At 55.1% G+C, this 12724-nt stretch carries 7 protein-coding genes; all 7 read left to right on the forward strand.

What is annotated here, in order from left to right:
* Positions 1 to 53: 53 nt before the first annotated feature.
* The 7 genes from KJW29_RS01150 (at position 54) to KJW29_RS01180 (ending at position 12721) form a co-directional block, all read left to right on the forward strand.
* Positions 54 to 947, forward strand: coding sequence for an ABC transporter permease (locus KJW29_RS01150; protein WP_087570070.1), 894 nt, complete (start codon positions 54 to 56; stop codon positions 945 to 947).
* Between the two features lie 19 nt (positions 948 to 966).
* Positions 967 to 1851: a carbohydrate ABC transporter permease gene (locus tag KJW29_RS01155; protein WP_087570071.1), complete on the forward strand. Its 885-nt coding sequence runs from the start codon at positions 967 to 969 to the stop codon at positions 1849 to 1851.
* Between the two features lie 16 nt (positions 1852 to 1867).
* On the forward strand, positions 1868 to 7036 hold the full coding sequence (locus KJW29_RS01160; protein WP_214628441.1) for a hypothetical protein: 5169 nt from the start codon (positions 1868 to 1870) through the stop codon (positions 7034 to 7036).
* Positions 7037 to 7060: 24 nt separating this feature from the next.
* The gene (locus KJW29_RS01165; RefSeq protein ID WP_214628442.1) at positions 7061 to 8164 is read left to right on the forward strand and encodes a hypothetical protein; all 1104 of its coding nucleotides are present in this window, start codon (positions 7061 to 7063) and stop codon (positions 8162 to 8164) included.
* Positions 8165 to 8326: 162 nt separating this feature from the next.
* Positions 8327 to 10078, forward strand: coding sequence for a sensor histidine kinase (locus tag KJW29_RS01170; protein WP_214628443.1), 1752 nt, complete (start codon positions 8327 to 8329; stop codon positions 10076 to 10078).
* Positions 10079 to 10081: 3 nt separating this feature from the next.
* A complete protein-coding gene (locus KJW29_RS01175) occupies positions 10082 to 11686 on the forward strand; it encodes a helix-turn-helix domain-containing protein (protein WP_214628444.1) in 1605 nt (534 codons plus the stop codon).
* Positions 11687 to 11788: 102 nt separating this feature from the next.
* Positions 11789 to 12721, forward strand: a complete 933-nt coding sequence (locus tag KJW29_RS01180; protein ID WP_214628445.1) for an ABC transporter permease — start codon at positions 11789 to 11791, stop codon at positions 12719 to 12721.
* Positions 12722 to 12724 lie beyond the last annotated feature (3 nt).

The raw sequence follows: 12724 nt of genomic DNA on the forward strand, positions 1-12724 counted from the left end.
GTGGTGCCCGCGACAGTCCGGCGCCACTTTCCTTTGAAGGGGGAGGAGCCGTCATGGGGAGAAAAAAAACGTTTGCGCTGGACTACCATCTCATGCTTGCGCCCGGTATTCTGCTGCTGGTGCTGTTCTCTGTCGTGCCGATGTTTGGCATCGTTATCGCGTTTCAGCAATACAGTCCGGGCCGCGGCATCTTTCATTCGGAGTGGACGGGGCTTGACAATATCCGCTATATGTTCCAGTTGCGGGACAGCGGACTTATTTTTAGAAATACGTTGTTTATCGCCATTATGAAAATAGCGGGCAATCTGGCCGTGCCGATCGTATTCGCGCTGCTGCTGAACGAACTGCGGATGAGGCTGTTCAAGCGGATCGTGCAGACGGTCGTTTATTTGCCGCATTTTCTGTCATGGGTTATCCTGGCAGGTATTCTTACCGATATTCTGGGCTACAAGGGTTTGGTCAATCAACTGCTCAGCGTGTTTGATATCGAGCCGATTCTGTTCTTTGCCAGCAATAAGTGGTTCCCGGCGATATTGATCGGAAGCGAGGTGTGGAAAGAATTTGGCTTTAATACGATTGTGTTCCTCGCTGCTTTGGCAGGCATCAGCCCGGCGCTGTACGAGGCTGCGGCGCTGGACGGCGCGGGGCGCTGGCAGCGGCTGCGGCATGTGACACTGCCGGGCATGCTGCCTGTCATTGTGCTGCTCGCTACGTTGGGGCTCGGCAATGTGCTTAATGCGGGCTTCGATCAAGTGTTCAACTTATACAATCCCGTCGTCTACGAGTCGGGCGATATCATCGACACTTATGTGTACCGCAGCGGTTTGATGGATGCCCAGTATGGTCTTGCCACCGCTGTCGGCTTGTTGAAGTCCGTTGTCAGCTTCGTGTTGATTATATGCTCTTACGTGCTGGCATCCCGCTTTGCCAATTATCGAATCTTCTGAAGGACGGAGGTGAACATCCATGATGAAATCCCATTCTCTGTCCGACAAGCTGGCGGACGGCCTGATCGCGCTGGTGCTGGGCGGTGCCGCCTTGCTGTCGCTTTATCCGATCTGGTATACGGTGGCCGTCTCGTTGAGCTCCAGCGCCGCGGCAGCCGGGGGGCTGGTTAAGCTATGGCCGGTCCAATTCACGCTGCAAGCTTACAGGACTATTATGGACGATCCCGCTTTTTTTCGCGCGTTCGGCGTTTCCTTGCAGCGTGTGGGTCTTGGGGCGCTGATCAACTTCGTGCTGACGGTGCTGATGGCGTATCCGCTGTCCAAATCCGCAGCGCAGTTCTCCGGACGCAATGTGTACATGTGGTTTGTTGTATTTACGATGCTGTTCAGCGGCGGACTGATTCCGTGGTATCTGACCATCAAGGAATATGAATTGCTGAATACGATCTGGGCGCTGGTGCTGCCGGGGGCGGTGCCGGTGTTCAACGTCATCCTGACAGTCAACTTCTTCCGCAGTTTGCCGCGGGAGTTGGAGGAGGCTGGTTATATGGATGGCGCTGGGCCGTGGTATGTGCTGTGGAACATCTTTGTCCCGCTATCCGCGCCCGTGCTTGCGACCGTAACTCTGTTCAGCATCGTCGGCCATTGGAACTCCTTCTTTGACGGGCTGATCCTGATCAGCAATCCGGAGAAATATCCGTTGCAAACCTATGTACAACAAATGGTTGTCCGTTTTAGTACGGAAAGTATGACGCCGGATCAGCTCAAAAATCTCGGGGAGCTGTCCAACCGGACGCTCAATGCGGCAAAAATATTTGTCACCATGCTTCCTGTGCTGCTGATTTACCCGTTTCTGCAACGCTTTTTTATTCACGGCATTATGCTTGGATCGGTCAAAGAATAACAAGGAGGCTGCCCTGATGAACCGTCGTTTGAAAACGGGATTGCTGCTTGTATTAGCCCTTTTGCTTCTTTTTCCCATTCTGCCGGGCTCGAGCTTGCCCGCCGCGCAAGCGGCCGAAGAGATTGGAGACACCGCGTACGCGCTGACGAGCCCGCCCAATGTGGACAGCCTTATTACTAGCGAACCGGACAAGGTGATCGCAGACCACTATTCGCTGTACGCCAAATCCTCGTCGCCGGACTGGCGGGAGTTTCTGCACTCCGACTCTGGCAAGCTCCCTCTGCTGCCAGGGAACAGCTATTTGGTTACATTTAAATACAGAATCGCTGAGACTCCGCAGAATTACGCGTATTTTTTTGCATACACGCCTTCAGGCGGCAATGCGGAATCGTTGGGCTGGGCCGAGCTGGAGGGGGAGCCGGGGGAGGTTCATGAGTATAGCGCTACGATCGATCTGACGACAAGCTCCCGTACGGACTACCACCTCGTCTTTGGACTCCGTGGCGGCGGAGCCGTTTCCATCGATGATATCGCAGTAAAGAGAGGCGGCGTGTCCGTCGACAAGGAATCGTTCGAACCGGAGGCTCCTTTGTACCAGACCTATCTATACGCCCCGTCCTGGCCGGGACATGGCGTTGTGACGGATCTACCGGAGCAGGTTATCGACGGGCTGTACGCGTTGCGGAGCGTTTCGGATCAGGGAGCCGAGTGGGTGGAGTTTTTGCATTCCGATCCCGTTCAGCTCACGCTGGAAGCTTCGCAAACTTATACGGTTCGCTTTCAGTATCGGGCTCTGCAGCCGCTGGGCGATTATTTATATTTTTTCGCCAAAAGCGATACGGGCGGCGAGCCCGCTTCCGCCTCCAGTTGGCAAACATGGGAGGACGACGCGGCCGCGCAAACTTACACGGTAACGAAGCAGTTCCAACTCGGTCCTCATGATGATTACCGCCTGATCTGGGGTATTCGGGGCGGCGGTGCGGTATCCGTGGACAATATTGAGGTGTATAAAGGAGGCGTCGCAGGCAAGCTAGTCTACAAAGAAGGCTTCGAGCCGCTCAAGGCGCGTGATTTCGACGATACGCCCTATCAGTCTCCCTGGGGCGACGGCGGTTTCATCACCGCCAACAAAAGCAAGGTTTTAAACGGGAGCTATTCTGTAACTGCCAAAACAACGACGGGCGTAGAGTGGAACGAGGTGCTGCACTCCGTTCCGTCTGAGCTTCCGCTCGCTGAGCAGGGCGAATATTTTATCGAATTCGATTACCGTATTATTCGTCCATCCCCTCTGACGTCGAAGCCGGCGAATGAAAAGTATTTTTACTTCTTTGCTTATTCGCCGACGGGATCAGCGGGCTGGACGCCGCTGGACGAGGATCGCGACGGCATGCCCGACAACGATGGCACCCTTAAGCTGGAGGGCGCGCCGGGTTACACGTACCACGTCGAGCATAAGTTCAAGCTGGGCAATTACAACGATTACCGACTGGTCTGGGGAATCCGTAATGGCGGCGAAATTTCGATCGATTCCATCAAGCTCTACAAGGATGGCAAGCTGATCTCCCATGAGGATTTCGAGCGCTTATGGACAGGGGATTACAGCGGAACTTATCTGGAGCAGCCGGAAACTGCGGACGAGGGCGGCCGAGTGACGGGAGAGGCGGGGCTGGCCATCTATGGCAGCCGGTCGTTGGCCGCCGAAGGGAAGGCAGCCGGACCGGTGGAGATCGCACGCACCGACTCATCAAGGTTTGTTTTACAGGCGGGTGAGAGTTACACGGTTCGGTTTAAATACAAGGTAATCGGCGCTGGCGTCGATGTTTTGTTCGAGGCATGCGATGGAGCATGCGGTACGGCGGGCGACAGGGGAGCGACGACGGCCACCGCCCCAAGCGGACTGATTTACGATCATGAATCGACCTTCACGCTAGGCGCCTCCGACGATTACCGGCTCCATTTCTTTGTGGACGGGCCGGGAACCGCTGTCATTGACGATTTGGTTGTCGTGCATGACGGACTGGTCATATACCGTGAGGATTTCGAGCCGCGACCGGCGCGGGATTTCTACAAGGAAACATTACGGCTCGACGATGACGGCGCGTTGTCTTATACGATCCGTGAAGCGGAGACGCCGCTCGAGGCCATTCAGGCCGAGGAGTTGTACGGTTCTTCAGCCTTGACAGGCGCATGGGATGTCCGTACCTACGAATGGGCAGCGATGAACCGCACCTTGCACCTGCGCAGCAAGCCGTCCGAGGACTCTACTTTGACGCTGGGCTTCAACGGGACGGGCATCCGGATCTACGGCATGAAGTTTTCATGGGTAGGACAGATCGGCTACAGCATCGACAATGGAGCCATTGAGGGCGTCATTGACGGCAACAACGATCTGATGTTCACTGCTTACGACGAGCTGCTGTCCGTCACCGGCCTGTCCCCGGGCAACCATACGCTGAAGCTGACCTCCCTGAACGACGAGACGGGATATGTGAAACACAACTCCTTCTGGAAATCATGGGATGTATGGCTTGACTACATCGAAGTGATCGACGGCTCAGTCATTGGCCCCGGTCTCGGGGCTCTCGGCGGCAGCGGCTGGACGGAAGTGACGGGCGGCGCTTACCATAACGGCAAGGCGGCGCGGATTTCGCCCGGTGGAGAGCTGCGCGGAACTTTCATCGGAGACAGTTTAGAGGTTTATGCGCTCAAGGAACCGGGCGGCGGAGAAATGACCGTTTATCTGGACGATGTACCCCATACCGTCAGTCTGAATTCGGGTTCCGCTCCTGCATCGGTACAGCAGGTATTCAGTTTCTACAATATTCCGAGGGGCAATAACGAGACAGATTCGCATCATATGTACCGGATCGCGGCAGGCACGTCCATGGCAAATGTGGATTACGTCCGGATCGGGCGCAAGGCTTATGCGGATACCGGCAGGCTGACGCTTGATGTACCGTCGTATCCTGCTGGACAACGGCTGGCGGCGGTGGCGGTGCAAGCCGTCGTGCCGGAAGGATCGACGCTGCAAATCCAAGCGCTGGACGCCGGGCAGAACGTGCTAGTTCAAACGGAAGGCTGGCTGCTTGATATGGGAGCGGTCGCTGACGGTGCAGCGAAAAAAGTGGTAATCAGATTGACAGGCGGTACCCGCACGCGCTCGCCGGAAATTCAGGCGGTGTATTTGCTGGCCGGCCGCTCGGCTTCGGATACGTCGGAGCCGGACGAGGTGCTGATCGGGCCCGATACGGGCACGATCAAGGAGACGAAGGAGACGCTGAATAACGGTATCGGCAACTTTGTATGGCTGCCGAAGCGAGGCTATTTGGCTACCAACGGCTGGCAAGGCAATTCGAAAATTGATATTTTGGTGTCCGCGTCGCAGTTGCAGGCAGGCGGCACCGGTTTTATGGTCAGCCAGCGGAGAGGGCTTGGAGACATTGCGCGCCCTGCGAAGGTGACGGAAGGCTGGGTGCAGGACACGACACCGGATATTTTTACCGAGGAAGAGGTCGGAGTGCTGCAATCCATTGGAGGAAATTACTTTCTGGGGCTGCATGCTGAGGAGATGGACATCTCCATGGTACAAGGAGCGCTGCGGCAGGAGACGCGCGAAGACATGGGCGACCTGTACAACTTCGCCACGGATGCTGCAGGCCGAGCGAAGTATGAAGCGGAGATCGGCCTATATGCCGATCGTTATCAGAGTTGGGGCACCGAGGCGCTGGTCAACAGCGCGCTGACGTACCAGCATGCGACGTATCGGGCCGGAGCCGACTGGGTAATCGGCCAGTTGCAGGAGCATATGGTCAGCGGAGGCGTACAGCTTGCTTATCTGCGAGGGGCCTCGTATCAGTTCGACAAGCCGTTCGGCACATGGCTGTCGCTGTGGTTCGACCATAAGGTGCCGACCGAAGATCCGCAAATGATCCAGTATCAGAATCAGTGGGGCATCGGGAACATGAATACCGGCTATAGCGTTAACGAGATGAGGCGTTCGCTGTTCCTTGCCTACTATTCGGGCTCACGGATGCTGGTGCCGCAGGACGGTATTACAGTATTCACCGACAAAGGCAGAGACGGCGATTGGCAGCCGTCACTGTGGGCGCAGGAGGTCAAGGCGTTTCATGCGTATGCCGACAACCACAGGGCCGGCAGCCCGGTGAAGCGGGTCGCCATCATGACCGACCTGAACAACGGCTATACGCCGTCCACGCTGTGGCAGGGCTGGCCAAGCTGGATGTATCCTCCTTACGATAAAGGCAATCCGATCGGCCAGCGCTGGGGCCTGTTGCCTGCCGAACGGCCGGAGGAGTCGCAGCGCGAGACGATGAAGCTGCTGTACCCCGGCTCCGAGAATAGCGGCGGGCTTTTCAAATATCCGGGTGTGTTTACCTCCACGCCATACGGTCCGGTCGATGTGGTGGCATCTGATATTGCGCCGGAGAAGCTGGCCCAATACGACGGCGTAGTGCTGATGGGCAGATTCCTGGGAGATCAAGGGCTGTTCGACAAACTTAAGGACTATGTCGAGGGCGGGGGATGGCTGTACGCCAACGCCAGTCAGTTCACGGCGTATGGCCAGGAGACTGATTTTTGGGGAGGCAGCTACAATACGGCGCAGACGAGCAACGCTTCGGCCACTACGACGCTTGTGAGCGAGCTATCTTCGGTCGTGACGACAGATACGCTGCCGCAAGGACAGAGCTACGCGTATGCATCCATGTCGGTGACCGCACCCTCGGCTGCCGTTATCGCGAAGGCTGCAGGCGGCGATCCCGTCGCCGTCAGAAATATATACGGCAGCGGTAAGGTGTTCCTGTCGCTGACCGATTACGACCTGAACAGCAACACGTTCCCGGCGGCGACTATGCTGCCTTCGTCCGCCCGCATGATCGGAGCTTTTACGGCGCAGCTCAACAGCGCGGAGGTGGTCGTCGGCGGAGCGGAAGGGCTGGAATATTTGCCATTCCGTCAAGCTGACGGCAAGCCGGGCATCGTACTGGTGAATCACCGCAGCGATGTTTCCTTGAGCGTATCGCTGCGCTGGCCGGGTGCGGCCTCGGCCAACGCCCGAGACATCGTGTCGGAGACCGATTATACGTTGCAGGTGTCGGGATCGGATCGCTTGCTGCCATCGTTCGCGGTGGCTCCCGGACAGGTTGCGGTGCTGGAACTGGATTGAATTGCGACACTAGGAGGCATATTGATGCAAGAGAAAACATCTGTTATCGTCGTAACCGACATGTATCATCCGGCGCAAGATCCCGGCGACAACTTTGACATTCTGACCGCTTATTCTCTGCCGGAAATTGACCTGTTGGCCGTCATACTGGATGTGACCGAAAAATTCCGATCGCCCTATGCGAACGACAACAATCCGATGTTTCGCGACATGCGCGGCCTGGGCCGCGACCCTGGTATCGTGCCGATGTCGCAGCTCAATTATATTTACAACCGCAAGGTGCCCTTCGCGCCGGGACCGTTCGTGCCGATGAAGGGACCGGACGATACGATGGAGGATACGCCGGCTTACGGACAAAGAGGCATCTGTCTGATGCTGGAGACGCTGCGCCGAGCGGCAGGGCAGGTGGAGGTTCTGTCCTTCGGCTCCGCCCGCACAATTGCGGCTGCTTACAATCGCGAGCCGGACCTGATGCTGGAGAAGGTGCGTCGGGTGCATCTGTCCGCCGGCTCCTCTGACCCCGGCTTTCTGGAATGGAACGTGCTGCTGGACCCGAATGCGATCAGATGCCTGTTGGACAGCCGGCTGCCCGTCGCGCTGTACCCCTGCGCCACTGGAGATGGACCGTTTGCGTATGGTCGACACAATTCGTTTTGGCTGCTGCCTAATCTTTCCTTCGTACGGGATATGCACCCGCGTCTGCGGCGGTATCTCGCGTTTGCTTTCCTGCACGAGAGCCGGATGGACTTTCTACGAGCCGTGGAAGAGGAAGCAAGAGCGGAGCAACTAGCGGAGCTGGACGGCATGAGCCATAATGTATGGGAAACGGCGATCTGGGCCGAGGTATCTGGACGTGCCCTTGTACGCCGTGCAGACGGCAGCTTCCGTCTACTGCCCCGGGCGTTATGCAAGCAGGGGGATACGGTGCTGCCGGGGGAGCTTGTGCCATGTACGGCTATTGTGTATGACAACGGGGCTTATGAAGTAAAGCTGCACGGGAAGGAACGGGGCAGCCTGCCGCAGCGCTGGTTGTACGAACGCGGCGATCCCCATGAGAACGAAGCGGCGTTGCGCGAGGCGCTGCCTGCATTGTACCGCTCGTTTGATATTTGCTCACATAAAGAGTGAACGGTGAATGCAAAGGTAAGTTTGCCATAGGAAAAGAGCAGTCCATTTTCTACTGAAGATGGCTGCTTTTTTGTGTTTGCGAGATCTGAAGCAACCCTCCGGACAAAGAGGATTATTGGCAAGATTTGTAGAATGGTTAGTTATCGTGAGGGGGAAGCCGCCTTGAAATTCGTTTATTCGATTCGAACCATTTTGATTGCGGGTTTTTTGGCGGTCATGCTGCCTACCCTTTTGTTCATGATGATTAATCACTTCTATTCCAGAGATATCGTTCGCGACAAGGTAACGGAGACGTACAGCAATACGCTGGATATCTTCGTCGGGCAGACGGACGACAATTTGGATGAAATTACGAACTACCTTCTTAAGATGTCCATTCTGGACGTGGATGTCGGCATGTTAATGTCGTTCCCGACAAACGACGATATGTATACGCTTACGAAGATTCGGATCGATACCAAGCTGAAGCGGGACGTCGACATCTATAATGTCATTGACAGCGTGTTCTTGTATCACGAACAGGACATTATTATGGGCACGAACAGCGAATACAATAATATGAAGGATATTATACAGACGCATATGGGCGAGCGCACAGCCAGTTCGGCATCCATAACGGACGACGTGAGCCGGAGATGGGAGGTTCGGTTCGATCAGAGAATGCCGGGGGGATTTTTCCTGCTGAATAGCATTGAGGTCAATGCCGGACTTCATGTCGGAGCGCTGATTCGGTTGAAGGACATTAACGAAAGTCTCCTCACCCAATGGAGCGACGGTGTCATCGGCGATACGGGGATCTGGCTGCGGGAAGAGGATCGTCTCAAAAAACGGCTTACGGAAAATGAACCTCCTGTAGATGCCGGGGCTACACGGATTACGAATGTTTCCTATCAGACGCTGAGCAGTAGCGATAACGGAAAGTCCTATCTCGTCATGAACCGGCCCAGCCGGGTTGTTCCCGTCGCTTATCAAGTGATTGTTCCCGAGCAGGCGCTGCTGAAGGAACTGAGCTTTTTCCGCAATGTCGCGTTATTCGCTCCGATTGGCCTGGTTCTGATTTTGTCCCTGTATTTGATCTTCATCCGCAAAATGTTGTTTAAGCCGCTTCAGGAGCTGATCTTCGGTATGCGGAAAATCTCGTTGGGCATGCTGGATGTCCGTCTCAAGCGGGGCAAGACGATCGAATTCGAGTTTCTGGGCGAAACCTTTAACAAGATGGCGGAGCAGATCAAGACGCTTAAGATCGACGTGTACGAGGAGCAGCTTCGCGTCAAACAGGGGGAGCTGCGGCAGCTTCAAAGCCAGATAAACCCGCATTTTTATATGAACAGCTTAAATATTATTTATAACCTGGCCGCTCTTAACGATACGGAATCCGTAAAAAAGATGTCGCTTCACCTGGCCGACTACTTCCGATTTATTATGCGTAGCAACTCGGACACCATTACGATCCGGGAGGAGCTGTCGCATATCGGCAACTATATTACGATTCAGCAGATCCGATTTCCCGATAAGCTGGCCTGCGCCATTAAAGCGGATGAAGAAGTAACCAAACTGCCGATTCCGGCGCTTACGCTGCAGCCTTTCGTAGAGAATGCGATCATACATGGCTTCAAGAACAGGCGGAAAACCTTCCAAATTTCGATTACCGCGGCAATAGGCGAGAGAGAGGGCCAACCCGCATTGACGCTGACGGTTGCCGATAACGGTACGGGGTACGATGAGGCGGTGTTAGATCAGCTCCGGCAGAAACGGTATGTGCCTCAAGGCGATTCCGGGGGACTTGGCATTATGAATGTTATCGACCGATTGTCGATTCTGTACGGAGACCGCTGTTCAATCGAATTCGGCAATAGCGCCGACGGCGGCGCCGTGGTCACGATCAGCATTCCGTTGCAAGGGGGAGGAGCTTAAACGATGTATAATTTGTTGGTCGTGGATGACGAGGATATAGCGATTCGCGGGATCCGCCATGGAATCGACTGGAGCGATACGGAAATTGCGGAGCTCTTTGTCGCATATGACGCGGAAGAAGCCAAAGAGATGATGCAGGAGCATCGGATCGATATCTTGTTATCGGACATCGATATGCCCGGCGACAACGGCATTGAATTGCTTCGATGGGTAAATGGGAATAAGCCGGATACCGTGACGTTGTTCCTGACAGGCCATGCGGATTTTGTTTATGCTCAGCAAGCGGTGCATCTCGACTGCTTCGATTATTTGCTCAAGCCGATTGACCATGCCCAATTAAAACAATGTATCGCGGCCGCCGCGATGAAGGTAAAGGAGCAGCGCCAGCTCGTCGAGATCAAGGATACGTTCGCGACGGTATCCGAGCAGTGGAGACAGCAGCGGCCCGCCATGGTCGAGCGGTTCTGGCAGGATTATCTGCATGATCGCGTACCGGCCCATCCAAGCAGGCTGGAGCCGATTTTGGGGACCTACGACATCCCGCTGCAAGGAGACAGTCTCATCCGTATGATCGTCGTCAGCATCGAGCAATGGCGAGAGGAATGGTCGGCGAGAGACGAAGCGATTATGACTTATGCGGTCAAGAAGGCAGCCGAGGAGCTGCTGCTCGAGGGGCGTGCCGGGACCGTCGTGCAGGAACCGAACGGCATGCTCTACGTCATCGACTACCACCCTCATCCCGAAGAAGAATCCGGGCTGGAGTCGCGTTGTCTGCATCTGATCCAGCAATGCCGCACGCTGCTGCATTGTCAGCTGTCTTGTTACGCCGGCTCGCCGGTCTTGCTGCAGGAAGCGAGGGCGGAAGCGCAGAGGCTGCTGGAGCAGGAAAAAAACAATGTCAGCCAAGGCGGCACCGTATGGCTCCATGCCGAACCGGGCAAAAGCAAAAGCAATCACACCGCGTATGAATTCCCGTTTGCGGATTGGAGTTCCTTGCTTTCGCTTGGCAAACGAACGGAGCTTGCGTACCGAGTGGACGAATGTTTCGACCGGCTGCTGGAGCGCAGGGCGAACTATACGGAGCTTGCTTCGTATTATTTTGGCTTTATGCATATGCTGTTCGGCTGGTTAAACGAGAGAACGTTGCAGGCATCCGACGTATACCCGGCGAACGAGTGGGAGGACGGCGCGGCCGCGCTGAAGTCGTTGTCCAAGCTGCGGGCTTGGACCCACCGGATCTGCATGATGACGGCTGACTATTCGTCGAAGAATGGCAAGGCGGTATCCAGCGCCGTGGAGAAGGTCCAGCAACATATGAAGGAGCATCTCCACGAGGATTTTAGCCGTGAACAGGCCGCTGAGCTTGTTTATCTGAATCCTGCTTATCTCTCCCGGCTGTTCCGCAAGGAAACGGGACTGACGTTAACCGACTATCTGGTGGAGCTCAGAATGGCCAAGGCGAAGACGGAGCTGGCGAATACGAACAACCGGATCAGCGATATCGCCGTATCGGTCGGATATTCCAACTTCTCGCATTTCTCCCAGGCCTACAAACGCGTCACGGGACTTACTCCTCAGGAGTACCGAAAAAAGTTTCAAAACATCTAATAGTCACAGCGCCGACAATGCGGTCATTACGCCGACAGATGCCGGCGTTTTTTTTATTTACACTAAAGTAGTAGCAAGCAAGAAACAGGAGGAGGGAAGGCGATGGACATTCTTCGCGGCAAATTTCAGAGGAGCGTCTTCCGCAAATACTGGATGTTCTATCTGATGATGCTGCCCGGAATCGCCATATTGGTCGTCAATAACTATATTCCGATGTTCGGCATTCTGATCGCGTTCAAAAACATCAATTACACCGACGGCATTCTTGGAAGCCCTTGGACGGGCTTGCGGAACTTCGAATATTTGTTCAAAACGAAGGATGCCTGGATCATTACGAGAAACACGCTGCTCTATAATGGAAGCTTCATCGTGCTGAATCTGATCGTGCCGCTCGCGTTCGCCCTGATGCTTAACGAGATGAGAAGCCGCTTTCTGGCGAAGCTGCATCAAACCATCATGTTCCTGCCTTACTTCCTGTCGATGGTCGTCGTCAGTTATCTGGCGTTTGCCTTTATGAGCGACGAACATGGATTTCTGAATACGACGCTGCTGCCGATGCTGGGATTGGACGAGGTGAAGTGGTATTTCACCAAGGAGGTGTGGCCGTACGTATTGCCACTGGTCAACACGTGGAAGTGGGTCGGCTATTACACAGTTATCTACATGGCGGCGATCATCGGCATAGATGAGGAATATTACGAAGCCGCTACCATCGACGGAGCCAGCAAGTGGAAGCAAATGACGCGAATCACCATTCCGCTTATTACGCCGGTCATCGTCATCATGACGCTGCTTCAGATCGGCCGAATCTTTAACGCCGACTTCGGTCTCTTCTTCCAGGTGCCAAGAGAATCCGGCGTATTGTTCCCGGTGACGAACGTCATCGATACCTATGTCTATCGAACATTCCTGACCGTTGGCGATATCGGACTGTCCTCGGCAGCGGGGCTGCTGCAATCGGTCGTCGGCTTCACGCTCGTGTTTCTGTCCAACTGGATCGTCCGGAGAATCAATAAGGATAACGCGTTATTTTAGGAG

It is taken from the genome of Paenibacillus agaridevorans, assembly GCF_018604145.1.
GTDB lineage: Bacteria > Bacillota > Bacilli > Paenibacillales > Paenibacillaceae > Pristimantibacillus > Pristimantibacillus agaridevorans.